This window comes from Micromonospora cremea (assembly GCF_900143515.1).
Taxonomy (GTDB): domain Bacteria; phylum Actinomycetota; class Actinomycetes; order Mycobacteriales; family Micromonosporaceae; genus Micromonospora; species Micromonospora cremea.
This window is the reverse complement of the sequence record NZ_FSQT01000002.1, coordinates 2,668,482-2,691,973: the sequence shown is the minus strand read 5'-3', so window position 1 is coordinate 2,691,973 and position 23,492 is coordinate 2,668,482. Positions and strand designations below refer to the sequence as shown.

At 73.2% G+C, this 23,492-nt stretch carries 25 protein-coding genes and 1 riboswitch; of the genes, 13 read left to right on the top strand and 12 right to left on the bottom strand.

Annotated elements, in window-relative coordinates:
* Positions 1-76 precede the first annotated feature (76 nt).
* From BUS84_RS26015 to BUS84_RS26000, 4 genes are read left to right on the top strand one after another with little or no spacing between them, the layout of a single operon-like run.
* Positions 77-535 (top strand): YbaB/EbfC family nucleoid-associated protein, encoded by a 459-nt coding sequence (locus BUS84_RS26015; protein WP_159451067.1) that lies wholly within the window; start codon positions 77-79, stop codon positions 533-535.
* 4 nt (positions 536-539) lie between these two features.
* The gene (locus BUS84_RS26010) at positions 540-881 is read left to right on the top strand and encodes a WXG100 family type VII secretion target (protein WP_074316359.1); all 342 of its coding nucleotides are present in this window, start codon (positions 540-542) and stop codon (positions 879-881) included.
* Positions 859-1,944, top strand: coding sequence for a WXG100-like domain-containing protein (locus BUS84_RS39090; protein ID WP_208869735.1), 1,086 nt, complete (start codon positions 859-861; stop codon positions 1,942-1,944). Before BUS84_RS26010 ends, BUS84_RS39090 begins: the two co-directional genes overlap by 23 nt.
* A gap of 14 nt (positions 1,945-1,958) precedes the next feature.
* The gene (locus tag BUS84_RS26000; RefSeq protein ID WP_074316355.1) at positions 1,959-2,228 is read left to right on the top strand and encodes a hypothetical protein; all 270 of its coding nucleotides are present in this window, start codon (positions 1,959-1,961) and stop codon (positions 2,226-2,228) included.
* Positions 2,229-2,293: 65 nt separating this feature from the next.
* Here the strand turns inward: BUS84_RS26000 and BUS84_RS25995 are convergent, their stop codons facing one another.
* A complete protein-coding gene (locus BUS84_RS25995; RefSeq protein WP_208869734.1) occupies positions 2,294-3,178 on the bottom strand; it encodes a cytochrome c oxidase assembly protein in 885 nt (294 codons plus the stop codon).
* Positions 3,175-3,666 carry a DUF2243 domain-containing protein gene (locus BUS84_RS25990; RefSeq protein WP_084757851.1) on the bottom strand — a complete coding sequence of 164 codons (492 nt, stop codon included), beginning with the start codon at positions 3,664-3,666 and terminating at the stop codon, positions 3,175-3,177. The genes BUS84_RS25995 and BUS84_RS25990 overlap by 4 nt, the downstream gene beginning before the upstream one ends.
* A gap of 276 nt (positions 3,667-3,942) precedes the next feature.
* Here BUS84_RS25990 and BUS84_RS25985 point away from each other — a divergent pair, with 276 nt between their 5' ends.
* The 4 genes from BUS84_RS25985 to BUS84_RS25970 all read left to right on the top strand — a co-directional run bounded on the left by BUS84_RS25985 (position 3,943) and on the right by BUS84_RS25970 (position 7,615).
* A complete protein-coding gene (locus tag BUS84_RS25985) occupies positions 3,943-5,199 on the top strand; it encodes a DUF2786 domain-containing protein (protein ID WP_074316354.1) in 1,257 nt (418 codons plus the stop codon).
* Positions 5,200-5,346: 147 nt separating this feature from the next.
* Entirely contained in the window at positions 5,347-5,703 is a 357-nt protein-coding gene (locus tag BUS84_RS25980) for a YciI family protein (protein ID WP_244298901.1), read from the top strand.
* A complete protein-coding gene (locus BUS84_RS25975) occupies positions 5,700-6,953 on the top strand; it encodes an RNA polymerase sigma factor (RefSeq protein ID WP_074316352.1) in 1,254 nt (417 codons plus the stop codon). Before BUS84_RS25980 ends, BUS84_RS25975 begins: the two co-directional genes overlap by 4 nt.
* A gap of 29 nt (positions 6,954-6,982) precedes the next feature.
* Positions 6,983-7,615: a dihydrofolate reductase family protein gene (locus BUS84_RS25970; protein WP_074316349.1), complete on the top strand. Its 633-nt coding sequence runs from the start codon at positions 6,983-6,985 to the stop codon at positions 7,613-7,615.
* Positions 7,616-7,709: 94 nt separating this feature from the next.
* Here BUS84_RS25970 and BUS84_RS25965 read toward each other — a convergent pair whose 3' ends face one another.
* From BUS84_RS25965 to BUS84_RS25935, 7 genes are all read right to left on the bottom strand, one after another.
* The gene (locus BUS84_RS25965) at positions 7,710-9,185 is read right to left on the bottom strand and encodes an alpha/beta hydrolase (protein WP_074316347.1); all 1,476 of its coding nucleotides are present in this window, start codon (positions 9,183-9,185) and stop codon (positions 7,710-7,712) included.
* Positions 9,186-9,305: 120 nt separating this feature from the next.
* On the bottom strand, positions 9,306-9,584 hold the full coding sequence (locus tag BUS84_RS25960) for a hypothetical protein (protein WP_208869733.1): 279 nt from the start codon (positions 9,582-9,584) through the stop codon (positions 9,306-9,308).
* Complete coding sequence (locus tag BUS84_RS25955) at positions 9,581-9,928, bottom strand: ArsR/SmtB family transcription factor (RefSeq protein WP_074316342.1); 348 nt, start codon at positions 9,926-9,928, stop codon at positions 9,581-9,583. The genes BUS84_RS25960 and BUS84_RS25955 overlap by 4 nt, the downstream gene beginning before the upstream one ends.
* Positions 9,929-10,089: 161 nt before the next feature.
* Positions 10,090-10,263: a CsbD family protein gene (locus BUS84_RS25950; protein ID WP_074316340.1), complete on the bottom strand. Its 174-nt coding sequence runs from the start codon at positions 10,261-10,263 to the stop codon at positions 10,090-10,092.
* Between the two features lie 84 nt (positions 10,264-10,347).
* On the bottom strand, positions 10,348-12,603 hold the full coding sequence (locus tag BUS84_RS25945) for a heavy metal translocating P-type ATPase (protein ID WP_074319120.1): 2,256 nt from the start codon (positions 12,601-12,603) through the stop codon (positions 10,348-10,350).
* Positions 12,604-12,615: 12 nt separating this feature from the next.
* A complete protein-coding gene (locus tag BUS84_RS25940; protein ID WP_074316338.1) occupies positions 12,616-13,596 on the bottom strand; it encodes a hypothetical protein in 981 nt (326 codons plus the stop codon).
* Between the two features lie 15 nt (positions 13,597-13,611).
* The gene (locus BUS84_RS25935; protein ID WP_074319119.1) at positions 13,612-13,821 is read right to left on the bottom strand and encodes a heavy-metal-associated domain-containing protein; all 210 of its coding nucleotides are present in this window, start codon (positions 13,819-13,821) and stop codon (positions 13,612-13,614) included.
* A 151-nt stretch (positions 13,822-13,972) separates the two neighbouring features.
* Between BUS84_RS25935 and BUS84_RS25930 the strand changes: the two genes are divergently transcribed.
* Complete coding sequence (locus BUS84_RS25930; protein ID WP_007454936.1) at positions 13,973-14,269, top strand: metal-sensitive transcriptional regulator; 297 nt, start codon at positions 13,973-13,975, stop codon at positions 14,267-14,269.
* A gap of 49 nt (positions 14,270-14,318) precedes the next feature.
* On the opposite strand, the gene BUS84_RS25925 is transcribed toward BUS84_RS25930, so the two are convergent.
* A complete protein-coding gene (locus BUS84_RS25925; RefSeq protein ID WP_244298729.1) occupies positions 14,319-16,280 on the bottom strand; it encodes a heavy metal translocating P-type ATPase in 1,962 nt (653 codons plus the stop codon).
* 452 nt (positions 16,281-16,732) lie between these two features.
* Between BUS84_RS25925 and BUS84_RS25920 the strand changes: the two genes are divergently transcribed.
* Together BUS84_RS25920 and BUS84_RS25915 are read left to right on the top strand one after the other, a co-directional pair.
* The gene (locus BUS84_RS25920) at positions 16,733-18,109 is read left to right on the top strand and encodes a YibE/F family protein (RefSeq protein WP_074316333.1); all 1,377 of its coding nucleotides are present in this window, start codon (positions 16,733-16,735) and stop codon (positions 18,107-18,109) included.
* Between the two features lie 166 nt (positions 18,110-18,275).
* A riboswitch (cyclic di-AMP (ydaO/yuaA leader) is annotated at positions 18,276-18,406 on the top strand.
* Positions 18,407-18,410: 4 nt separating this feature from the next.
* Positions 18,411-19,430, top strand: coding sequence for a coiled-coil domain-containing protein (locus tag BUS84_RS25915; protein ID WP_074316330.1), 1,020 nt, complete (start codon positions 18,411-18,413; stop codon positions 19,428-19,430).
* A gap of 55 nt (positions 19,431-19,485) precedes the next feature.
* Here the strand turns inward: BUS84_RS25915 and BUS84_RS25910 are convergent, their stop codons facing one another.
* A complete protein-coding gene (locus tag BUS84_RS25910) occupies positions 19,486-20,190 on the bottom strand; it encodes a carbonic anhydrase (RefSeq protein ID WP_074316329.1) in 705 nt (234 codons plus the stop codon).
* Between the two features lie 201 nt (positions 20,191-20,391).
* On the opposite strand from BUS84_RS25910, the gene BUS84_RS25905 reads away from it, so the two are divergent.
* A complete protein-coding gene (locus BUS84_RS25905; protein WP_074316327.1) occupies positions 20,392-20,730 on the top strand; it encodes a helix-turn-helix transcriptional regulator in 339 nt (112 codons plus the stop codon).
* Between the two features lie 51 nt (positions 20,731-20,781).
* A complete protein-coding gene (gene mycP / locus BUS84_RS25900; RefSeq protein ID WP_084757594.1) occupies positions 20,782-22,023 on the top strand; it encodes a type VII secretion-associated serine protease mycosin in 1,242 nt (413 codons plus the stop codon).
* Positions 22,024-22,119: 96 nt separating this feature from the next.
* Here mycP and BUS84_RS25895 read toward each other — a convergent pair whose 3' ends face one another.
* Positions 22,120-23,484 (bottom strand): WXG100 family type VII secretion target, encoded by a 1,365-nt coding sequence (locus BUS84_RS25895; RefSeq protein WP_074316326.1) that lies wholly within the window; start codon positions 23,482-23,484, stop codon positions 22,120-22,122.
* Between the last annotated feature and the right edge of the window lie 8 nt (positions 23,485-23,492).

Below are 23,492 nucleotides of genomic sequence, written 5' to 3'. Positions count from 1 at the left end.
TTTGGCCCCCGGCGTCAGGCGTCGCGTTGGTACTGTCGCTCACCGGATGAGGACTGCGAGTCGTAGGGGGACGAGCATGACGAGCGGAATCGATCCATCCGGCCTGAGTCGCTCACTCGAACAGGCGATGCGCCTGCTGAGCCAGGCCACGGGTTCCACCTCGGCACAGCCGGACGGGGCCGACGAGCTGGGCGACCGGGCCGTACCGGCTACTGAGCAGATGGTGGGGCGGGGCACCGGCGGTGACGGTCTCGTCGAGGCGGAGGTGTCCGCCTTCGGCGGCCTCGAGTCTCTGGTGATCGACCCGAGCCTGTCTCGGGCCGGGACCAGCGCGATCGCCGCGTACGTCCTCGAGGCGGTCAAGGCGGCACAGGCCGACGAGCGCGCCCGGCGCGCCGAGCTGACGGCCGCCGTCGGTGCCGACAGCGCGGCCCTGACCCGGCAGCTCGAACGTGTCTCGGAGGAGGCGTTCCGCGGGTTCGAGCAGATGATCGGCGACCTGGACGCGGTCACCCGCCGGATGGATCGACGCTGAGCCCATGTCCGACGGGATTCAGGTCGACGTCGACGCTCTCCATGCCGCGGCGGGATCGCTCGCAGCCACCGGCCAGCAGCTCGGCGCCGAGGTCACCAGCCTCGAGTCCACGGTGAACGGCGCGGGTAATCCGTGGGGCGCCGACGAGCCGGGCTCCCTCTTCGGAGCCGTGTACGTCGAGGTTCTGACGCATGCGCTCGACGTGTACCGGTCGATGGCCGACCAGTTGCTGGAGGCCGCCGCGAACCTCGACCTCAGTGCCGACGCGCACGAGGCGACCGACACCGCCAACGCGGAACTCTTCACCCGGATGGAGCTGCCCCATGGGTATGCAGCTACCTCCTGAGCTCGTCGAGGCCCTGGGCTGGGTCGGCTTCACCTGGCCGACCGCCGACGAGGAGTTGCTGTTCGAGGCGTCGCAGCTGTGGTTCGCGTTCGCCGGCCGGTTGCGCACGACGCTCGCGGAGGCGGAGGCCGGCGCCGCGAAGGTCGGGGCGACCAACAGCGGGGACGACGTCCGCGCCTTCGAGCAGGCATGGGGAGGCGAGGAGGGTGCGCCGCGCCGGATGGAGGACGGCGCACAGGCCGCCGAGCTGATCGGCATGGCGTTGCTGGTGATGGCCATCATCACCCTGACGCAGAAGATCCTCGTCATCGTCCAGCTGACGATCCTCGTGGTGCAGGTGGCGATCGCGCTGGCGGCGGCGGCTCCCACCCTCGGTGCCTCGCTGGCCCAGATCCCCGTCTCGATCGGCCTGGCCCGGATGGCGATCCAACGGATCATCAAGGAGGTCGTCGAGCGGGTCGTCAAGGAAATCATTCCGCGGTTGCTGAAGCGGGCGAAGACGCTGCTGCGCCGGTTCACCAGCAAGGGCCCGAGGCGGGGCGGCCCGGGACGGCCCGGCGTGCCCGGCCCGCACACCACGCCCCGCTACCACAACACGAAGCCGATGCTCGAGAGGTACCGGAACGAGCACCTGCCCGGAGGGCACTTCCCGACGGCGGTGCGCCGACTCAGTCCGGAGGAGCTCGAACAGCACCGGGTGTTCTTCGACGGCAACGGCGTCCTGCGCAGCGCGAGGAACGGCGAGCCGTTCGACACCTCGAGCGCCCAGACCGTGTTCAGTGGAAACGGCCAAGCGATCTTCGTGATGGACCGGAACGGCAACCTCTACGCGTCCAACTATCAGAAGGTGGGCGACTTCCACCACTCGACGCTGGGTAACGGGCAGCCGGTCGCGGCGGCGGGCGAGCTGGTCGTCAAGGACGGTATGGTCCAGTACGCGACGGCGCGCAGCGGCCACTACCAGCCCGAGGTCAGCCACATGGCCAATCTCGACGCCGAGTTCAAGCGAAACGGTCGCGGCGACGTCCCGATCCTGGGCTGGGACGGCGGCCGGATCTTCTAGGGGAGACCACGAGCATGGAAACGAACAGTTGGAAGGGCCACGTCAACGGGATCCTCTACGGGATCCAGTTCGACCAGGCGCTCGACGACACGGTGGTGACGCGAGTCGCCGACGGTGTGCTCGGCGGGCTCTACCCGGGTGACCGGGCCGAGACGCTGGACGCGCTCGACCAGGCGCTGCGCTACTCGGGCCCCCTCAACGACCAGGCCGAGACGCACCACAGTGAGGAGAGCATCCGCGCGTTCCTCGGTCGGCTCTCCACCGTCCTCTCCACGCGCGGCTGAGCCTCCACCCCGGATCCCCCGAACAGCGACGCTCCTGCCCGCCGCCCGCCCGACCTCGGTGTTGATCAAGAGGTTTCCGTCAGGGCATTGCCTTTGCGGGACGCGAACTTCTTGATCAACCGGGATGGTCGCGCCGGGTGGAGGCGGGAGGGGCGGTGGTACCAGGTAGCGAAGAGGGCGACGGCGAGCAGCAGCTCAGCCACATCCCCTCCGTAGTACATGAGTTGGGCGGCGGAGCGGAGCGCCGTCGGGTCGGGATCGGCCAGCCCGGGTGGCAGCGTGCCGGCGTGCGCGTAGAGGTACTTGGCGAGCGCGGAGTGCCCGGCCGCCGCGCCCAGCAACGCCCCGATCCGCACGGCCAGCCCGGGACGGCGGGGTGCCGGGTCCGGGCCGGCCAGCGACCAGGCGAACAGGTATCCGGCGGCCAGGTAGTGCAGGTGCAGGGCGTGGTGCAGAGTGGGCTGGCGCTCCGCCGCCGCGTACAGCGGGGTGAGCAGCACCAGCGCCAGCCCGCCCGTGCTGAGCAGCGCGGCGGTGACCGGGTGAGCGATCAGGTGCAGCGGGCGGGCGCGCAGCATCCGGCCGACGAACCGGCGCGTGGGCGTGGACGCGATCCGCAGCAGCAGTGTCACCGGGGCGCCGAGCACCAGCCCGAGCGGGGCCACCATGCCGAGCAGCAGGTGCTGCGCCATGTGTCCGCGCGGGTCGTCGGGGAGCTGCGCGAGCGGCCCGACCGCGACCGCCAGCACGGCACAGCCGGCCAGCCAGGCGGCGCTGCGCCGGTGGTCCCAGCCCCTCGGATCTCGCGCGGCAGCCACGAGGTAGCCACCGGCCAGCAGGACGACCGCCGCGAGGGGGAACCAGCTCGGGCCATCCGCCGCCGCGTGCCCGTGCCCCCCGTGCGCGACCACCGGCGACGCGAACCAGGCCGGGGCGAGCGGCTCCGTCACCGCTGGCCGTCGCGGGGCGGCCGGGACCGGGCCCGCCAGACCAGCGCGGCACCCGCGAGCAGCAGTATCGCGCCGCCCACGTTCCAGACCACGTCGTACGGGACCAGGTGCACGCCGTAGCGGATCTGGTGCAGCCGGAGCACCTTGTGGTCGACCAGCCCGTCGAAGAGCTGGAAGCCCCCGGCGCCGAGCAGGAACCCACCCCAGGCGAACCGGGCCGCCAGGGCACCCCGCCGGCGCAGGTCGGCGAACCAGAAGAACCCGCCGACCAGGGCCAGCAGCTCGGCGGCGTGCAGCAGCCCGTCGGAGAGCAGGCCCACCGACAGGGTGGACCGGTCGTAGAAGTGGTGCCAGGCCAGCAGCTGGTGGAAGATGATCTCGTCCACCGCGGCCATCACCGCGATCCCGATCAGGACGCCGGCGAGGATGGACGAGCGGACGTCCGGCACGGCGGCGCTGCGCGCACCGGGCAGGCTCGAACCGACCACCACACACCTCCCATCCGCCTCGGGTGAGGGTCGAACTACCCGAGACTGGGCGGAACATGCCCACGGAGCCGCAACGGGCGGCGGACCGCGGTGATCGACACGAGATCGGCGATATCGGGGTGTCGGACCTGGTGGGACACCGCTGCTTCCCGGACCCCGTGTTGATCGAGGCACCGTCGGTCATCGGGGCGACGACATCCCCGTTTCGCGCCACCGGTAGGGCGGACGGCATGATCATGGAGTTTGAGACACAGCGGAAGCCGAGAGGAGGTGCCCGTGCCGGACCCGGACGAACTCGTCGCCGATGCGCTCGCGGCGGTGCGCGGCACCGACGTACGGCAGGCCGAACGGCAGCTGGACCGGTTGATGGTCGGCACCGGCGCGGCGGACGGCACGGCGGCGGTGGACACGGCGCTGCTGCGTCGCCTGGTCCGCGGCGTGGCGCGGCTCTGGCCACGTGGCTGGCAACCGGCCGACCTGGACCGGCTCACCACCCGGCGGCTCGGCGCCCGCCCGGCCCGACTGGTCCGGGACGCGATGGCCGCCCAGCGGCGCGAGCAGGCCGGACCGGTCCCGGCCTGGTGGGACGAGCAGTTGCGCGAGCTGGCCGCCGAGGTGTGGTGGGACGACGACCGGAGCGTTCTGGCCGGCTGGTCCGCCCGGGAGGGGCTGGACCGGGTCGACGCCCTGCGCACGGCGGTGGACACCCTCGCCCTGGTGGAGAGCCTGCCGCCGATCGCGGTGCTCCGCCCACCACCCGGCACGACCGGTGCGGCGGCCGCCAGCCGGCCGGCCGGCGCGGCCCGCAGTGGGTCCGGAATGCTCGACCGGGTACGGGCGCTGCTGGCCAAGGCCGAGTCGACCACCTTCCCGGCCGAGGCAGAGGCGTTGACCGGCAAGGCGCAGGAGCTGATCGCCCGGCACAGCATCGACGAGGCGCTGCTGGCCGCCGGTGCCGACCGCGGCGACCTGCCCGGCGGGGTGCGGCTCGGCACCGACGCCCCGTACGCGGGCGCCAAGGCGCTGCTGGTGCAGGAGGTCGCGGCGGCGAACCGCTGTGAGGCGGTCTGGTCCGACGACCTCGGCTTCGCCACCGTGCTGGGCTGGCCGGCCGACCTCGTGGCGGTGGAGCTGCTCTACACCTCGCTGCTGGTCCAGGCCACCGCCGCGATGCTGCGCGGGCGGGCCGAGCGGCGACCGGGGACCGGGCGGCGGACCCGCGTCTGGGACGAGTCCTTCCTCAACGCGTTCGCGCTGCGGATCGGCGAGCGGCTGCGCGCGACCACCGACGCGGCGGATCGGGCGGCGGCCGAGACGGCCGGCCCGGAGCGGCTCCTCCCGGTGCTCGCCGCACGCGGCGAGGCGGTCCGGGAGCGGCTGGACACCCTCTTCCCCGGCGTCACCCGGCACCGGCTCAGCGTCCGCGACGCCGAGGGCTGGTCGTCCGGCACCTCCGCGGCCGACCGCGCGTCGCTGGACGTCGGCGGCGGGCCACCGCCCCGACAGGTGCCGGAACGACCCGACCCACGCTGACCCACCCGGCGTGGGACCGCCACCGTCGAAGAATTCTGCGATGTTCTTCGGTAGGCGGTAGGGAACGGAGCTTCGGCTCCGACCCTCCGGTGAACCGCGCCCCGACCGGGACGCGACCCAAACCCGAGGAGCATCGCCGTGAAGTACATGCTGCTGATCTGGAACCGGCCCGGCTTCACCGAGGAGCTGACCGAGCGGGACCGCACCGCCCTGTTCGGCGAGGTCGACGAGATCATGAAGGAGCTGACCGAGTCCGGCGAGCTGGTCGGCGGCCAGGCGCTGGCCGACCCGTCGCAGACCCGGACGGTCCGGCTCGCCGGCGGCCACCCGGAGGTCATCGACGGGCCGTTCATGGAGAGCAAGGAGCAGTTCGCCGGCTACCTGACCGTCGACTGCGACAGCCCGCAACGGGCCGCCGAGATCGCCGCCCGCTGGCCGGACGTGCGCTTCGGCGGCGCGATGGAGGTCCGCCCGATCATGGACGAGGCCGGGACGGAGATGTGACCGACGACCGGACGGTCGAGGACCTGCTGCGCACGCTCGCGCCGCAGGTCCTCGGCCTGCTGGTCCGCCGGCACGGGCAGTTCGACCGGTGCGAGGACGCGGTGCAGGAGGCGCTGCTCGCCGCCGCGACGCAGTGGCCCGGGCAGGGCGTGCCGGACAACCCCCGCGCGTGGCTGCTCACCGTGGCCACCCGCCGGCTCACCGACGAGTGGCGCAGCGAGCGCGCCCGCCGGGACCGCGAGGTGGCGGTGGCGCTGCGCGAGCCGGCGTACGCCGGGGTGGCGCCGGCGGCCGACGCGGAGCCCGCGGTGGCGGACGCCGACGACACCCTGACGCTGCTCTTCCTCTGCTGCCACCCGGCGCTGGCACCCTCGGCACAGGTGGCGCTCACCCTGCGCGCCGTCGGCGGGCTCAGCACCGCCCAGATCGCCCGGGCGCACCTGGTGCCGGAGGCGACGATGAGCCAACGGATCCGCCGGGCCAAACAGCGGATCGAGGGCGCCGGTGCCCGGTTCAGCCTGCCCGCACCGGATGAGCGCGACGAGCGGCTGGGGACGGTGCTCCGGGTGCTCTACCTGATCTTCAACGAGGGGTACACCGCGTCCAGCGGGCCGGACCTGCACCGGGTGGAGCTGACCGGCGAGGCGATCCGGCTCGCCCGCGTCCTGCACGGGCTGCTGCCCGGCAACGGCGAGGTGGCCGGGCTGTTGGCGCTGATGCTGCTCACCGACGCGCACCGGGCCGCCCGGGTCGGCCCGGACGGCGAGCTGGTGCCGCTGGCCGAGCAGGACCGGACCCGGTGGGACCGGACGGCCATCGCGGCCGGCATCGCGCTGATCACCGAGGCGCTGACCTGGTCACCGCCCGGCCCGTACCAGCTCCAGGCGGCGATCGCCGCGGTGCACGCCGAGGCGCCGACGGCGGCCGCGACGGACTGGCCGCAGATCGCCGCGCTCTACCGGCTGCTCGCCCGGATCGCGCCGAATCCGATGGTCACTCTCAATCAGGCGGTGGCGGTGGCCATGGTGGACGGGCCCCGGGCCGGGCTCGCCCTGCTCACTCCGCTGGACGCCGATGAGCGCACCGCCGGGCACCACCGGCTCGCCGCGGTCCGGGCCCACCTGCTGGAGCTCGCCGGGGAGCTGGCGGCGGCGCGGGACGCGTACCTGGCGGCGGCCCGCGGCACCACCAGCCTGCCCGAGCAGCGTTACCTGGAGCTGCGGGCCGCCCGACTGGCCGCACAGCGATGAGTTCCGGCGGTCGCCGGAGTCGACCTGGCATGGGAACGGTGAGCAGTCAACTGTCGATCTCGTTGGACGGGTACGTGGCCGGGCCGGACCAGAGCCGGCAGGATCCGCTGGGCCGGGGCGGGCTGCGGTTGCACGAGTGGTTCTTCGGCCTGGACAGCTGGCGGGCGCAGCACGGGCTGACCGGCGGCGAGCGGGGCGTCGACGCCGAACTGGTCGAGGAGCTGACCCGCGACGTCGGGGCGTACGTCATGGGCCGGCGGATGTTCGGCGGTGGGGACGGCGACTGGGACGAGAGCTGGCAGGGCTGGTGGGGCGACGATCCGCCGTTCCACACCCCGGTCTTCGTGCTCACCCACCATCCCAGGGCACCGCTGGTGATGCGGGGCGGCACCGAGTTCCGGTTCGTCACCGACGGGATCGAGTCGGCGCTGCGGCAGGCCCGGGAGGCGGCGGGTGAGCGGCAGGTGTCGATCGGCGGCGGCGCGAGCACGGTCCGGCAGTGCCTGGCCGCGGGGCTGATCGACACGCTGCATCTGCATGTGGTGCCGATCGTGCTCGGGGCCGGCGAACGGCTCTTCGATGGCATCGCGCCGCGGCTGGAGCAGGAGGCGGTGGTGGCCGGGCCGACCGTGGCCCACCTGCGCTACCGCGTCCTGCGCTGATCGGGGCGCCGCCCCCGGTCGCCGCGCGGATCCTGCCGCTCGGCGACCGGGGGTCGACAGGCCCAGGTTGCGCCCGGTCAGACCGGCAGGTCGGTCACGACGACGGTTCGATGGCCGGGCAGCTGGTGCCAGGGCGGGGCGCCACCACGCTGGTCAGGTAGCGGTCGACCGCGCCGCCCACGCACGGGCTGGTGGTGTAGCTGCCGTGCCCCCAGCCCTGGTAGGTGAGCAGCACGCCGTGCTCACCCAACTGCCGGGCCACGTTGGTGGCCCAGTTGTACCCGCTGGCCGGGTCGTGCACGGTGGCGGCGAGCAGCAGCGGCACATCGGTGCGGACCCGCATCCGGTGCTGCGGGTTGGCGACCGGCGCCGGCGTGCCCAGGCAGGTCACCGGAGCGAACACCGCCGGCGGGTAGCGCAGGTCGGGCGCGAGCCGGGCCATCCGGCGCAGGTGTCCGGCGTACTCGCGGTAGTCGCGGACGGGCAGGCTCCAGTCCTGGCAGAAGACCGCGAACGGGTACGGAGCGACGGCGTCGCCCGTCGACCTGTCACCGGCCGACGATGCCGTGTTCGGCGTGGTGGCGGCGTCCATTCTGACGATCCACCCGGCCAGCTCCGGCCACCAGTGCGTCTCGTAGAGCTTCTTGTGGGCGAGCCGGCTCAGCTCGAACGGGGTGAGCGCCACCCCGGGCCGGTCCGGGTCGGTCAACGTCCCGCCTGCGGCCCGGCCGTGCAGCTCGGCCCAGACCTCCCGAATGTCCCGCCCCTTGAGCACGCAGCCGGTGGACCGGGCACACCACGCGACGAATTCGTCGAACGCGCCCTCCGCGGTGACGGCCTGGGTGTCGAGGAAGGCACGGATGCCGAGGCTGTGATCCATCGCGGCTTCCAGCACCATGGCCCGGACCCGGTGCGGGAACAGCTCCGCGTACCGCTGCCCCAGCAGGGTGCCGTACGAGCTGCCGTGGAAGGTCAGCTGCCGCTCGCCGAGCGCGGCGCGGACCGCGTCGAGGTCGCGGGCCGCGCTGGTCGTGTCCACGTGGTCGTAGAGCGGTCCGGTGCGGGCCCGACAGTCGGCCCGCAGCAACGCGTTGCCGGCCAGCGTGGCGTCGAACTGAGCCTGATCGGCCAGCAGTTGCGGTTGCCGGGCGAGCAGGTCGGTCGAGCAGACCACCGGGTGGCTGCGACCGGTGCCGCGCGGGTCGAAGCTGACGATGTCGAAGCGGCGGCGCAGCTCGGCGCTGAACCGGGAGCTGCCGGTCACCACCCGGTCGACCCCGCTGTCGCCCGGCCCGCCGGGGCCGAACACCAGCGCGCCGATCCGGGCGGACGGGTCGGTGGCCGTCCGCCGGGCCAGCGCCAGGTCGAAGCGCTCGCCCCGGGGTCGGCGCCAGTCCACCGGCAGGGACAGCGTGCCGCACTCGGCGGTCACGTCCTTGAGGCAGGGCCGCCAGTCGATGGTGAGGCCTGGTTGTGGTCGAGCGGCGGCCGGGCTGACCGGGGCCAGACCGGTGGCCGTGAGAGCCAGGGCGACCGCCCAACCGACGGTCGATTTGCGTACGCGCAGCATGGAGTGCTGTCCTCTCCTCGAAGGAGCGTCACGGGAGAAACTCGCCCATCGGGCGAGGTGGTGCTGCTTCCACCGGGCCGTCGAGTAGCCGCTCGACGGCCCGGGCCTTTTCCACCGGGTTCAGTCGACCTCGCGCAGGACGCGTTCCAGCACGCCCATCCGGGTCTCCATTCCGCCCAGCCGGCCGTCCAGCGAGGCCAGCAGGCGGGCGTTCTCCTCCTGGGCGCGGGCGGCCGTCTCCGCCATCCGGCGGTAGTCGTCGGAGCGGGCCCCGTCGTACCGGGCCCGCCGGGTCTTAGCGATCTGGACGACGGTCACCGCGAACACGGTGATCAGCAGGGCGAAGATGCCGATCGCACCGACCACCTCGGTCCAGTCGTGGTCGCTCATCCCGGTCATCGCTCCGCTCCGGGCTGCTCGGCCGACTCGGGCACGGTCAGCGTCTCGACCGCCGCCGCGATGATCTCGGGGGTGAGTGTGAGCACGAACGGCTCCACCTCGTAGTAGTTCATGGCCTTCCCGTCCTCCGACAACTCCAGGCGGGCGGTGACCAGCCCGGCCGCCGCCAGCTTCCGTAGGTGGACCTGCAACAGCGCCCGGCTGATGCCCAGCTGCCGGGCCAGCCGGCTCACGTAGGCGCGCTCCCGGGCCAGAGCGGCGACGACCCGCAGCCGGTGCGGGTTGGCCAGGGTGGCCAGCACCCGGACCAGGTCGTCGCCGGTCGGCGGCGGAGCGGCACTCATAAGCAGCCCTTGCACATGCCAAGAGAAGTTAGCAGGTGCCGGTGTGCGGCGACCGGGATCGGGAGCGGAATCAGGGGGATCTCAGGGTCGCCGCACTGGCCGGACAGACAGCACGCCGGGCCGGTGAGATCACCGGCCCGGCGTGCGGAGTACGTCGTACGTCAGCTCTTGAAGGCGTCCTTGATCTTCTCGCCCGCCTGCTTGAGCTTGGCCCCGGCCTGGTCGTTGCGACCCTCGGCCTCGAGCCGCTCGTTGTCGGTGGCCCGACCGGCGCCTTCCTTCAGCTTGCCGGCCGCGTCCTCGGTGGCGTTGTTGAGCTTGTCGTCGATACCCATGTGCCAACCTCCATTGCGAGCGTTGCTACGCCACCAGCAGTACCCCCGCCGTCCCCGGTCCAACCATCTCAGTCGGCTCCGCCACTACACCCCGTCACCGGGGGCGGCCGAGCGGAACCGGCGCAGGCGCAAGCTGTTGGCCACCACGAACACCGAGGAGAGGGCCATCGTGGCGCCGGCGATCATCGGGTTGAGCAGCCCGGCAGCGGCCAGCGGCAGGGCCGCCACGTTGTACCCGAAGGCCCAGAACAGGTTGCCCCGGATGATGCCGAGCGTGCGACGGGACAGCCGGATGGCGTCCACCGCGGCGTCCAGATCCCCCCGGACCAGGGTGAGGTCCGACGCCTCGATCGCCACATCGGTGCCGGTGCCCATCGCCAGGCCCAGGTCGGCCTGCGCCAGCGCCGGGGCGTCGTTGACCCCGTCGCCGACCATCGCGACCGACCTCCCCTCGGCCTGGAGCCGCTTGACCACGTCGACCTTGCCGGCCGGCAGCACCTCGGCGATCACCTCGTCCACGCCCACCTCGGCGGCGACCGCCCGGGCCACGGTGACGTTGTCCCCGGTCAGCAGGACCGGGGTGAGCCCCAGGGCGCGCAGCCGGGCCACCGCCGCCCGGCTGGTCGGCCGGACCACGTCGGCGACCGCGAGCACCCCCCGGGCCCGCCCGTCCCAACCGGCGACGATCGCCGTCCGGCCGGCGGCCTCCGCGTCCGCGACCGCCCGCTGGACCTCCGGCGGTACGTCGAGCCCGCGCTCGCGCAGCAGCCGGAGCCGGCCGACCAGCACACTCCGGCCGTCCACCGTGGCGGTCACGCCCAGTCCCTCGACGTTGGCGAAGCCGGTCACCGACGGCAGCGCCCCGGCCTCGGCCGCGCCCGTGGCGACCGCCCGGGCGATCGGGTGCTCGGAGGGGGCCTCGACCGCCCCGGCGAGCCGGAGCAGCTCGGCACGGTCCGCACCGGCCGCCGGCACCACGTCCACCAGGGTCATCCGGCCGGTCGTCACGGTGCCGGTCTTGTCCAGCACCACGGTGTCCACCCGCCGGGTCGACTCCAACACCTCCGGTCCCTTGATCAGCACGCCGAGCTGGGCGCCCCGGCCCGTGCCGACCAGGAGTGCGGTCGGCGTGGCCAGACCGAGCGCGCAGGGGCAGGCGATGATCAGCACGGCCACCGCGGCGGTGAACGCGGCGGTCGGCCCGGCACCGGTGCCGAGCCACCAGCCGAGGGTGCCCACGGCGAGCGTGATGACGATCGGCACGAACACGCCGGAGATCCGATCCGCCAGCCGTTGCACGGCCGCCTTGCCGCTCTGGGCCTGCTCGACCAGGTCGGCCATCCGGGCGAGCTGGGTGTCCCCGCCGACCAGGGTGGCGGTGACGACGAGCCGGCCGCCCGCGTTGATGGTGGCACCCACCACGCCGTCGCCCGGGCCGACCTCGACCGGGACCGACTCGCCGGTGAGCATGCTGGCGTCGACGGCCGAGGTGCCCTCGTCGACCACGCCGTCGGTGGCGATCTTCTCGCCGGGGCGGACCACGAACCGGTCACCGACGGCGAGCTGGTCCACCGGGATCAGGGTCTCCACCCCGTCGCGGAGCACCGCCACCTCCTTGGCGCCCAGTTCGAGCAGGGCGCGCAGGGCGGCGCCGGCGGTCCGCTTCGAGCGGGCCTCGAAGTAGCGGCCGGCCAGGATGAACACCGTCACCCCGGCGGCCGCCTCCAGGTAGATGTTGCCGGCGCCGTCGCTGCGGGTGATGTCGAAGCGGAACGGGTGCGTCATTCCGGGCACCCCGGCATCGCCGAGGAAGAGCGCCCAGAGCGACCAACCGAACGCGGCGAGGGTGCCGAGCGAGACCAGGGTGTCCATGGTCGCCGCGCCGTGCCGCAGGTTGGTCCAGGCGGCCCGGTGGAACGGCAGCCCACCCCAGACCACCACCGGGGCGGCCAGGGTCAACGACAGCCACTGCCAGTAGTCGAACTGCCAGGCCGGCACCATCGCCAGCACGACCACCGGCACGCTGAGCGCCACCGACACCCAGAGCCGGGTACGCGGACCGCGCAGCGCGTCCACCGGCTCCTCGGCGGTGGCCGGCGGGGACGGCAGAGCGGCCGTGTAGCCGGTCTTCTGCACCGTGTCGATCAGGTCGTCCGGCGTGACACCGTCGGCGTACCGGACGGTGGCCTTCTCGGTGGCGTAGTTGACGGTCGCGCTGACCCCGTCCATCCGGTTCAGCTTCTTCTCGACCCGGGCGGCGCAGGCGGCGCAGGTCATTCCGCCGATCGCCAACTCGATCCGGTTCGGCGCCTCGGGCAGCGGTCTGCTGGTGGTGGTCATCATCTGGTCCCGTCAGTTGTGCCCGTGCCCGGGGGTGCCGTGGTCGGCGCCCCCGGTCGGTGTGGGTCCGCTCGGGGTGGGGTCGCCACCGGTCGCCGGTGCGCCGGTCGGCGGGGTGCCGGCGACCACGGTGAACTCGGCGGTGTGCACCGACCCGCCGTGCCGGAAGTCGAGGTAGAGCCGGTAACTGCCGGCCGAGGGCACCTCGGCGAGGAAGTTGACGGCCGGTCCGGGCCGGGTGCGCCCGTGGCCGGGTGTCCCCTCCGGGTGGACGTGCAGGTACGCCAGGTCGCCCCGGCGAAGCGCCACGAGATGGCCGTACGCGCCCAGGTAGGGCTCCAGGTCGGTGACCGGCTGCCCGTCCCGGCTGACGGTCAGAGTGAGCGGCGAGGTGCCGCCGGGCTGCACCGCGCCGGCCAGGGTGACCGTGTAGCCGTCGACGGTCGTGCTGGTCGCCGGTGCGGGCAGCGGCCGCTCGGCCAGCGGGCCGGGGACGGTCACGTCCACGCCGAGGGTCAGCGGCTCTCCTCCGGTCGGGGCGAAGTCGGCGAACGCCCGCCACTGCCCGGGGCCGGCCAGCGGGGTGGCGACCCGCCAGGTGCCGTCCGGGGCGAGGTCAGGGTGCACGTGGCGGAAGCCGGAGAGGTCCCGCCGGGCGACGATGAGATGCATCTGCTTGTCGTGCGCCACGTCGAACCGGGTCACCGGTCGGCCGTCCGGGCCGCCGATCCGGAAGGCGAACTCGCCGGCCGGGGCTGCGACCGGTTCGAGGGTGTAGCCGCGGTCGGCGACGAGCAGGCCGCCAGGAAGCCGGTCGGCCGACTCGTCGTGCTCCCCCTGGCCGGCCGGGCCCGGCTGGTGGGCCGCGCCGTCGTCGTGCCGACTCTCGGCGACCGGGGCGGCGGGACCGGCCACCTGCCCGATCCCGTACGCCGCGCCGAAGACCGCCGCGAGGCCCAGGGCGAATCCGCCCAGTCTGGTAACCGTGTTCATGGCGAAGCCTCTCGATCAGGCGTCGACGAGGTCGTAGCCGGCCTCGTCGACGGCGGCCCGGACAACCTCCACGTCCAGCGGCTGGTCGCTGCTGACGGTGACCCGGCCGGTGGCCAGGTCGACCTGAACGTCGCGCACGCCGGCGATGGCGCCGACCTCGGCGCTGACCGAGCTGACGCAGTGACCGCAGGTCATGCCCTGCACCTGGTACGTCGTGTTGACCATCGAACCGTCTCCCTCCGCCACCTCCGAGCATATACCCCCCTGGGGTAATTCGAAGGCGGACATCTGTCTTGTCCTGTACCGCTACCCCGTGGGGGTATCCGACAGGAAGGGACACTACCATACCCCCCAGGGGTAGGCTATCCTTGTCGCCATGACCGCACCCACTCCGATCCGCGGATACACCGCCAGCAAGGACCAGCTGCTCGCGCGGCTCCGCCGCGTCGAGGGGCAGGTCCGGGGCATCGAGAAGATGGTCGATGAGGACCGCTACTGCATCGACGTGCTCACCCAGATCTCCGCGATCCAGGCCGCCTTGGACAAGGTGGCGCTGGGGCTGCTCGACGGGCATGCCCGGCACTGCATGCACGAGGGCGCGGCCGAGGGCCGGGCCGACGAGATGGCCACCGAGATGATGGCGGCGGTCGGCCGGCTGATGAAGCGCGGCTGAGACCCGAGCCGGCCACGAGCGACGCTCGCCCGGCCCGACGGACGCGCCGTCAGTCGGGCTCCGGGTCGAGGCGTACCCCCCGCAGCAACTGGGCGTTGAGCGCCACCACGATGGTGGACGCGGACATCAGCACCGCGGCCAATGCCGGGCTCAACGCCACCCCGGCCCACGCCAGCACCCCGGCCGCCAGTGGCAGCGCCACCACGTTGTAGCCCGCCGCCCAGGCCAGGTTCTGCCGCATCTTCCCGTATGAAGCCCGGGAGAGCCGGACCACGGCACCGACCCCGCGCGGGTCCGACGAGGCCAGCACCACCCCGGCGGACTCGATCGCCACATCGGTGCCCGCGCCGATCGCGATGCCGACGTCGGCGCGCGCCAACGCCGCCGCGTCGTTCACCCCGTCGCCGACCATCGCCACGGTCAACCCCCGCCGCTGAAGCTCGGCCACCCGGCCGTCCTTCTCCGCCGGCAGCACCTCGGCGAAGACCTCGTCGACACCTCGCCGGAACCCCAGGTCGGCGGCGACCGCGTCGGCCACCGGGCGGGCGTCACCGGTGATCATGGCGATGGTGCGGACGCCCGCGGCGCGCAGCTCGACGATGGCCGCCCGGGCCTCCGGACGTACCTCGTCGGTCAGCGCGAACGCACCGAGCAGGGTGCCCGGCAGCCGCACCAGGTGCAGCACCGCGGCACCCCGCGCCGACCACCGGCCGATCGCCGCATCCAGGTCGGCCGGGAGCGACAGACCCAACTCCCGCAGCAGCGCCGGGCCGCCCACCGCGTACTCCGTACCGTCGACGGTGGCCTGCACCCCGCGGCCCGGCAGCGATCGGAACCCGGCGGCCGGGGCCCGGCCGACGCTCCCGGCCGCCGCCACGATCGCCCGGGCCAGCGGATGCTCGCTGTCGGACTCCACGCCGGACGCGATCCGCAGCAGCTCGTCCCGCTCGACGCCGGGTGCCGTCACCAGATCGGTGACCACGTGCTCGCCCCGGGTCAGGGTGCCGGTCTTGTCGAACAGCACCGCGTCGACGGTCCGCATCCGCTCCAGCGCCAAACGGTCCTTGACCAGGATCCCGGACCGCGCGGCCAACGCGGTGGAGAGCGCGACGACCAGCGGAATGGCCAACCCGAGCGCGTGCGGGCAGGCGATCACCAGGACGGTGACCGTGCGGACCACCGCCTCGTCGGGCTGGCCGAGCACGGTCCAGACCAGCACGGTCACCACGGCGGTGCCGGTGGCCAGGTAGAACAGCGCGGCGGCGAACCGGTCGGCCAGCAACTGGGCCCGCCCGCCGGATCGCTGCGCCTGCGCGACCATCCGCTGGATGCCAGCGAGCGCGGTCTCCTCACCCAGCGCCTCGACGCGGACCCGGATCGCCGAGTCGGTGGCGACGGTGCCGGCCACCACCCGGTCCCCTACCGACCGGGCGACCGGACGCGACTCGCCGGTGATCATCGACCCGTCCAGCTCGGCGCCGCCATCGACGATCCGGCCGTCCGCCGGAACGCGCCCACCCGGCCGGACCAGCACCACGTCGTCGACCCGCAGCTCGGTCACCGGCACCGGCTCGACCCGCCCGTCCGCCGCCACCCGCTCGGCATCGTCGGGCAGCAACGCGGCCAGTGCCGCGAGGGCGCCCCTGGCCTGGCCGATGGCCTTCATCTCCTGCCAGTGCCCGAGCAGCATGATGGTGACCAGCGCGGCCAGCTCCCACCAGAAATCCAGGTCGAAGGCGCCCACGCTGGTAGCCAGTGACGCGGCGTAGGCGACGGTGATGGCCATCGCGACCAGCAGCATCATGCCCGGTGCCCGATCGCGGACCTCGCGGACCGCACCGACCAGGAACGGCCAGCCGCCCCACCAGAACACCACCGAGCCGAGCCCGGGCCCGACCCAGGACCGGCCCGGGACGTCCAGCCCGAGGCCGAGCCGGTCCAGCACCAGGTGGCTGGTCAACACCACCGGCACGGTGAGCGCCAGGCAGACCCAGAACCGGCGGCGGAACATGGCGGGATCGTGCCCGGCGTGCTTGTCGTGCCCGCCGTGCTGCTGCGGCCCGCCGTCGGCGTGTGGCTGATGGCCCCCGGGCCCGGCGTGTCGCTGGTCGCCGGCGGGGCGACCGGGGTCGGGCGGTGACGGCGCGGGCATGACTCCAACATGCCGGTCCGGAAACCGCCGCGCGGGCGGTTGGACAACCTCGACACTCCGCCATGACCTGCGTCCCCGGGTCGGGCTGGTTAGCATTCCGACGATGGCCCTCCGGATCCCGCTACGCAGTTGGGCAGAGGTGCCGCCACGATGTGGCGTCGCCTCCCGCCGACCGGGCCGAGCGCTCACCGCCCGTAGTCACGCAGTCGCCAACCAGCGATCCGGCGCGCTCGTCGCCGCTTTCCCGCGGCGGCGGTGAACCGACCGGCCCGCCGGCACGTACCCCGCACCGGATCGTTGGGAGTCTCGCATTGGGTTCCGACCACACCCGTCCCGCTCCGTCCGCCCCGCCCCGGGTGCGACGGATCCTCATCGCGACGGTGGTGCCCCTCTTCGTCGCGACCGTGCTCGCCGCGGTGGTGCTCTGGCCGCGCGACGGGTCACCACAGACCGACGGCGGCGCGAACGTGCCGCGGTACCACGGCACGGTGACCCGGGTGGTGACCGAGCCCTGCCCAGCGACGGCGACGAGCCCCGAGGGCACACCGAGCCTCGGAGACGGGCCGTGTGGCACGGTGGACGTCCGGGTGAAGGACGGGCCGGCCTCCGGCCAGCAGGTCCAGACACCGGTGCCGGCCGGACCCGGCGCGCCCCGGGTCGAGGTCGACGACGAGGTCATCCTGGTTGAGCTGACCGATCCGACCGATCCCACCGCCAGCAGTTGGAACATCGCCGAACACCAGCGCGGCGCGCCGCTGCTGTGGCTGGCGGTGATCTTCGCCGCCGCGATCGTCGCGTTCGGCCGGTGGCGGGGCCTGGCCGCACTGGCCGGGTTGGCCGCCAGCTTCGCCATCCTGCTCACCTTCGTGCTGCCCGGAATCGGCGCCGGCCGGTCACCGCTGCTGGTCGCGGTGGTCGGCGCCGCGCTGATCATGTTCGTGGTGCTCTACCTGACGCACGGGGTCAGCGCCCAGACCTCGGTCGCGGTGCTCGGCACCCTGGGCAGCCTGGTGCTCACCGGCATACTGGCCACCATCGCCACCGCCGGCACCCACCTCACCGGCTTCGGCAGCGAGGACGCCACCACGCTGTCGATGTTCCAGGCCGACGTGGACCTGCACGGTCTGCTGCTCGCCGGGATCATCATCGGCTCGCTCGGGGTGCTCGACGACGTCACGGTCACCCAGGCGGCAACCGTGACCGAACTGGCCAACGCCAACCCCGGGCTGACCCGGTTGCAGCTCTACCGGGCGGCGACCCGGGTCGGCCGGGCGCACATCGCCTCCACCGTCAACACCATCGTGCTGGCGTACGCGGGCGCCTCGTTGCCGCTGCTGCTCCTGCTCACCGCCGACTCCCGACCGATCGGGCAGCTCCTGACCAGCGAGTTCCTCGCGCAGGAGATCGTCCGCAGCGCGGTCGCCACGCTCGGGCTGATCGCCGCCGTACCGCTGACCACCGGGCTGGCCGCGATGGTGACCGCAGCCGGCCGCCAGGACACCGCGCCCGCCGCCGACGCGCCCGCCCCGCGACCCCAGCCCGACCGCGCCGAGGCACTGGCCGCACTGAGCTCCCCACGCACGGGTCGACTCGATCCCACGTCGCCCGACCCGGCGCGGACCACACCCCCATCCACCGCCACCGACCGGTGGCCAGAGCCGAACAGGAGCACGGATACGGCATGGTGACACTCCTCAACGTGACCAGGTGGGGCATCCGCCCTGAGAACCGCGTCACTGGTCACTCAACGCCATGGCGAAATGACGCTTTTGATCGGTATCAGGGCGTAGCTCAGCCGGTCGACTCTCGGGTAACCTCGCTGCCGGTCACCGCCGAAGGCGCGAAGCGGCGCCTGCGGTGCCACCGCCCAATCGCCAACCGGCGAGCCGGGAACCCAGGTACGTGGGGTGAATCCGCGAAAGCGGTAGGGGCCACTTCCGCCCCGAACCCGTCAGCTAACCCGGTCGGCGGTCGACGGAAGGGAACATTGTGACGGCACCCCTACGCCGCTGGTTGACACCCGTGGTGGCCGTGATCGCCGCACTGACCGTGCTCGCCGGGCCCCTCCCGGCGCAGGCCGCCCCGACGACCCCCACACCGTCCGGGCACGAGGAGGACGGCGAGCCCCAGCTGCTCAACGACGTGATCGAGCAGACCAACCGCAAGTACTCCGCGGCCAAGTCCAAACTGGACAAGTCGAAGAAGAAGCAGCTGCAGCTGGCGCTGGAGGTCGAGCGGGCCAAGGCCGACCTGGATGCACTGGCGCCGCAGGTCGGGCAGATCGCCGCCCAGTCGTACCGCACCGGCCGGATCGGCCCGATGGCGATGCTGCTGGAGAGCGAAGCCCCTGACTCGTTCGTCCAGCGCGCCGCCGCGCTCGATGAGATGAACATGGTCAACGAGAAGAAGCTCGCCGAGGTCAACACGGTGAAGGCCCGCGCCGAGCAGGCCAAGCTGGCCCTCGACGCGGAGGTCCGCGAGCAGCAGAAGCAGACCGCCCTGATGGCGAAGGAGAAGCGCGACGCGGACAAGGCGCTCGCCCTGGTTGGCGGCAAGGGCTTCACCGGCGGGCTGGTGTCGGCCACCTCGCCGGTCGCCCGGCTCGGCCCCGGACGGACCGCCGACGGTGACTGGAAGTCCGAGTCCTGCAGCGAGAACGACCCCACCACCTCGGGCTGCGTCACCCCGCGCACGCTGCACGCGTACAAGGAGGTCAAGCGGGCCGGCTTCAACCGGTTCGTGGGCTGCTACCGCTCCGGCGGGCCGTGGGAGCACCCGAAGGGCCGCGCCTGTGACTGGTCCTTGCAGAAGAGCGGCTTCAGCCCGTGGCACAACGAGGACACCCGGACGTACGGCAACAACGTGGCCGCGTTCCTCATCCGCAACGCCGACCGGCTCGGCATCTACTACGTGATCTGGAACCGGCAGATCTGGTTCCCTGCGACCGGCTGGAAGTCGTACAGCGGGCCCTCGAACCACACGGACCACGTGCACATGTCGCTGCTCTGATCCCGCGATCTCCGTCGAGGGCCGTTCCGCGTCACGCGGGGCGGCCCTCGTCGTGTCAGGCGGCGGGCGTGCTGGCGCCGGTCGGTACGTCGAGCGTCGCGGCCGGCACGGCGGCCACCGGACGCACCATCCCGGCGGCGAGGCGGTACGACACCCCCACCACCGCGCACCGCCCCTGCGCCACCTCGGCGGCCAGCACGGGCGACTGCCCGAGCAGCGCCTCGACGGTCTGCGCGATGTGGATGTCGACGATGCCGTCGATGTCGTCGACCCCCTCGGCGGCGGCCCGACGCAGGCTGGGCAGCACCGCGTCGACCACTGCGCGCAGGTGCCCCTGGGGCGGTGTGCCGGTGGCGGCCGACTCCCGGGCCGCCTGTACCGCACCGCACGAGTCGTGGCCGAGCACCACCACCAAAGGGGTGCCGAGCACGGTCACCGCGTACTCCACGCTGCCCAGGACCTCCGGGCCGGTGGTGTGCCCCGCGGTGCGGACCACGAACAGGTCACCCAGCCCACGATCAAAGATGATCTCGGCGGCCAACCGGGAGTCGGAGCAGCCGACGACCACCGCGAACGGATGCTGCCCGTCAGCCACCGCCGCGCGGTGCCCGGCGTCCTGATTGGGATGGCGCGGGGTGCCGTTGACGAAGCGGCGGTTGCCGGCAGCCAGTTCGGCGTACGCCTGGGCCGGATCGGCCGGCACCCGGTCCGGGGTCCGCTGCGGACCCGGCTGGCCGCCGGGTGTACCGGGACGGCTCATCCCCGCACCTCTCCTCCACGCGTTTGACCTGCTCAGCCGACTCTTCAGCGGGGCGGCGGCGGGCGCTGACTCGGGCTCCACGGTCACACGCACCGCAAGATGCGTCAAGATATGCGTGATATAGATTTCATACGTTGCCCCTGGGCCGGTGCTCCGGCGACGCTCCGAGGGCGCGGCGGCAACCGGAGAGGCGGACCCACGATGGCGAGCACAGCGACGGCGGCTGGCGACAGCGGCGGCCGGAACTGGACATTCCTCACCAACCACGGGCACGTTCTGCTCGCCATCGCCCGCGACCCCACCGCGCGGCTGCGCGACGTGGCGGCCGAGGTCGGCGTGACCGAGCGGGCCGCGCAGGCGATCGTCGCCGACCTGGAGGCCGGCGGCTACCTGCAGCGCACCCGGGTCGGACGGCGCAACGAGTACACCCTCAACCCGGCCGGCCATTTCCGGCACCCCGCCGAGGCCGACCGCCAGGTCGGCGATCTGCTCGCGCTCTTCGCCGAGACACCCGCCGAGGAGACCGCCCGCCGATCCTGACCACCGTCGCCGGGCCGTTGCCCGAACGGGACACAGCGGTAATCTCTGCGGGTGCGCGAATGCCTGCCGTCGAGCGCGACCGGCCCGTCCCGCCGTACCGGACGTGCCGTCCGTGCTGTCCTCAGTGGAACTCTGGCGATCCTGCTCGGCTCCGCCCTGGTGGTCGTCCCCTCCCCGGCGGTCGCGGCGGCGCGCACCTGCGGCCCGGATGGCGACGCCCTGGTGGAGATGCCGTGGGCGCTGCGCCGGCTGGACCCGTCCTCGGCGTGGCCGCTGTCCCGGGGCGCCGGCGTGACGGTAGCGGTCATCGACTCGGGCGTCTCCGCCATCCACCCGCTGCTCAAGGGCCAGGTGCTCGAGGGCCGCGACTTCAACGGCCTGGAGGCCAACCAGGGCCAGTGCGACCTGGCCGGGCACGGCACGATGGTGGCCGGCATCATCGCCGGCAAGGAGGGCACCGGCGCACCGTTCAGCGGCATCGCCCCGGCGGCCCGCATCCTGCCGATCCGGGTGCTGCCGAACACCAAGGGCACCAACGACGAGGCGCTGCCCGGGCAGATCGCCGCTGCCATCGACTACGCGGTCGAGCAGGGCGCCGACGTGATCAACCTGTCCCTGGTGACCCTGCCCAGGCCCGAGCTGGAGTCAGCGGTGAAGAACGCGCTCGAGAAGAGGGTGGTGCTGGTCGCCGCCGCCGGCAACCGGCAGGAGCAGCAGCAGGATAAGACGGGCTACCCGGCCGCGTACGACGGCGTGATCGCGGTCGCCGGCGTGAACGAGCAGGGCGGCCACGTCGACACCTCGGTGAGCGGCGCCTACGTCGACGTCGCCGCGCCGGGGTTGGACATCGTCGGCCCGGCCCCGGGCGGGGACGGCTACCGCGCCGAGCCGACCGGCGGCACCAGCTTCGCGGCCGCGTACGTGTCGGGAGTGGCCGCGCTGGTCCGGGCCGCCTATCCGAACCTCGATCCATACCAGGTCGCCGAGCGGCTGGAACGGACGGCGGACAACCCGCCGGACGGGCACAACGGGGAGGTCGGGTACGGCGTGGTCAACCCGTACCGAGCCGTGTCGAGCCTGCTGGGCACCCGCACCGATCCGCCCGCCGGGGCGCTCCCGGCGCCCGCCAGGTCGGACGACCCGCTGAGCTGGCAACGCAGCGCCGCGATCTGGGCGGCGGCGGTCGGCGCCCTGCTCGCCGCGTTGCTGCTGGCCGCCCGACCGATCCTGATTCGAGGCCGCCGGCGCGGCTGGCGCCCGGGCCGGCGCACCGACTCACCGATCACCAACTGACCGGCGCCGGTTGATCGCGCCTGGCACGGCCTCCGGTGGTCGTGCGCACCACGGCACCGACGGGTCGTCCCCTTCGGTGCCGTGGTGTGTCGACGATCAGCGCAGGACGCCGGAAGTGCCGCCGCCGTCCGCGCCCCACACGTCCTCGTCCTCCTCCAGCCAGGTGTTGCGGGGAGCCTCCTCCTCGCCGTAGCCGGCGCCCGCACCGGCGCCCATCCCGGCCATTCCACCAGCGCCTCGGGCCCCCGCGCCCCGGCCGCCGGCACCGGCGCCCGCCGCACCGCGACCGGCACCGCCCCGACCGGCACCGCCGGCCGCGGCGCCACCCATGCCGGGCGCCATTCCGCCGCCCGCACCCAGCTTGCCGCCCGCGCCGACGCGACCGCCGCCCCGGCCACCACCGCGGCCGGCGCCCGCGGCGCCACCACCCATCATCGGGCCCATGTTGGGGGAGACCGCCCGGCCGAGCGCGCCACCGCCCGCGAGAACGCCGGCACCAGCGCCGCCGCCGCTCAGACCGCCGCCGCTGCCGAGCCCACCGGCGCCGCCCAGGCCGGAGGAGCCCAGGCCACCGCCACCCAGACCGGAGCCGAGACCCGGCGTGCCACCGCCGCCAGCACCCGCGAGGCCGCTGCTGTAGTCGTCCTCCAGACCGCCGGTGCCCGGCACCCCACCGGCGCCGGGATAGCCGCCGCCCGAACCGGTGTCGTACCCGCCGGAGAGGTCGGGGTGCGTGCCGGAGCCGCCGGACAGGTTGCCGGTGTCCGGCATGCCGGTGGCGTTGATCGAGGGCTTGGCGCCCATGTCGCCGATGGACGGTTTGCCGCCGCCGATGTCCGGTACGCCGCCGACCCCGCCACCACCGCCGCCACCGTTGTCCAGCTTCGGAATCTCGGTCGTCGGTGTCTTGTTCGTGAAGCCGCTCGCTTCACCCGGGGTGCCCGGCGCGATGTTCTGGTAGTCGCCGCTGACCCGCTGGTAGACGCCCGCCGCTTCCTCGGACCGGTCGTTGATCCAGTCGGCGACCGCGGTCACCGGATCCAACCAGCCGAGGAAGTCCGGTGCCACCTTGGCCTCGAAGAAGCCCACGCTGAGGGTCAGCTTGGCGTTCCGCGCCTCCAGCACGTCGTTGATGCAGGTCGCCGGGACCGGGAAGTCCCGCTGGGCGGCGGTGAGTTTCTCCGCGGCGCTCTTGAGCGACTGGACGATGCCGCTGCCCTTCTCGGCGTCCGCCACGATGTTCCCGGTGTCCTTGGCGATCTGCTCGACGTGACCCTTGAACGCCTCGTACGCCGGGCCCTTCCAGACCGTGCCCAGGTCCTTGATGTTGGTGTCGAGACTCTGCTTGACGTTGTTGAGATTCTTGATCAGTTGTTCCCAGCCAAGGGCGGCGCTCTCCACGTCACCCGGTCGGCCGTCGATGACGACCTTCTGGCACATCTCTTCCCAGCTCAGGCCCATCTGCCGTC

What these genes read in the sequence shown, in the direction of transcription:
- BUS84_RS25945 (WP_074319120.1), bottom strand. Translation starts at nt 12,603, where the DNA reads ATGACCACCACCAGCAGACCGCTGCCCGAGGCGCCGAACCGGATCGAG.
- BUS84_RS25925 (WP_244298729.1), bottom strand. Translation starts at nt 16,280, where the DNA reads ATGTTCCGCCGCCGGTTCTGGGTCTGCCTGGCGCTCACCGTGCCGGTG.
- BUS84_RS25895 (WP_074316326.1), bottom strand. Translation starts at nt 23,484, where the DNA reads ATGGGCCTGAGCTGGGAAGAGATGTGCCAGAAGGTCGTCATCGACGGC.
- BUS84_RS25970 (WP_074316349.1), top strand. Translation starts at nt 6,983, where the DNA reads ATGGGAACGGTGAGCAGTCAACTGTCGATCTCGTTGGACGGGTACGTG.
- BUS84_RS25905 (WP_074316327.1), top strand. Translation starts at nt 20,392, where the DNA reads ATGGCGAGCACAGCGACGGCGGCTGGCGACAGCGGCGGCCGGAACTGG.
- BUS84_RS25980 (WP_244298901.1), top strand. Translation starts at nt 5,347, where the DNA reads ATGCTGCTGATCTGGAACCGGCCCGGCTTCACCGAGGAGCTGACCGAG.
- BUS84_RS26000 (WP_074316355.1), top strand. Translation starts at nt 1,959, where the DNA reads ATGGAAACGAACAGTTGGAAGGGCCACGTCAACGGGATCCTCTACGGG.
- BUS84_RS25940 (WP_074316338.1), bottom strand. Translation starts at nt 13,596, where the DNA reads ATGAACACGGTTACCAGACTGGGCGGATTCGCCCTGGGCCTCGCGGCG.
- BUS84_RS25950 (WP_074316340.1), bottom strand. Translation starts at nt 10,263, where the DNA reads ATGGGTATCGACGACAAGCTCAACAACGCCACCGAGGACGCGGCCGGC.
- BUS84_RS25965 (WP_074316347.1), bottom strand. Translation starts at nt 9,185, where the DNA reads ATGCTGCGCGTACGCAAATCGACCGTCGGTTGGGCGGTCGCCCTGGCT.
- BUS84_RS25930 (WP_007454936.1), top strand. Translation starts at nt 13,973, where the DNA reads ATGACCGCACCCACTCCGATCCGCGGATACACCGCCAGCAAGGACCAG.
- BUS84_RS25960 (WP_208869733.1), bottom strand. Translation starts at nt 9,584, where the DNA reads ATGACCGGGATGAGCGACCACGACTGGACCGAGGTGGTCGGTGCGATC.
- BUS84_RS25955 (WP_074316342.1), bottom strand. Translation starts at nt 9,928, where the DNA reads ATGAGTGCCGCTCCGCCGCCGACCGGCGACGACCTGGTCCGGGTGCTG.
- BUS84_RS25935 (WP_074319119.1), bottom strand. Translation starts at nt 13,821, where the DNA reads ATGGTCAACACGACGTACCAGGTGCAGGGCATGACCTGCGGTCACTGC.
- BUS84_RS25910 (WP_074316329.1), bottom strand. Translation starts at nt 20,190, where the DNA reads ATGAGCCGTCCCGGTACACCCGGCGGCCAGCCGGGTCCGCAGCGGACC.
- BUS84_RS26015 (WP_159451067.1), top strand. Translation starts at nt 77, where the DNA reads ATGACGAGCGGAATCGATCCATCCGGCCTGAGTCGCTCACTCGAACAG.
- BUS84_RS26010 (WP_074316359.1), top strand. Translation starts at nt 540, where the DNA reads ATGTCCGACGGGATTCAGGTCGACGTCGACGCTCTCCATGCCGCGGCG.
- BUS84_RS39090 (WP_208869735.1), top strand. Translation starts at nt 859, where the DNA reads ATGGGTATGCAGCTACCTCCTGAGCTCGTCGAGGCCCTGGGCTGGGTC.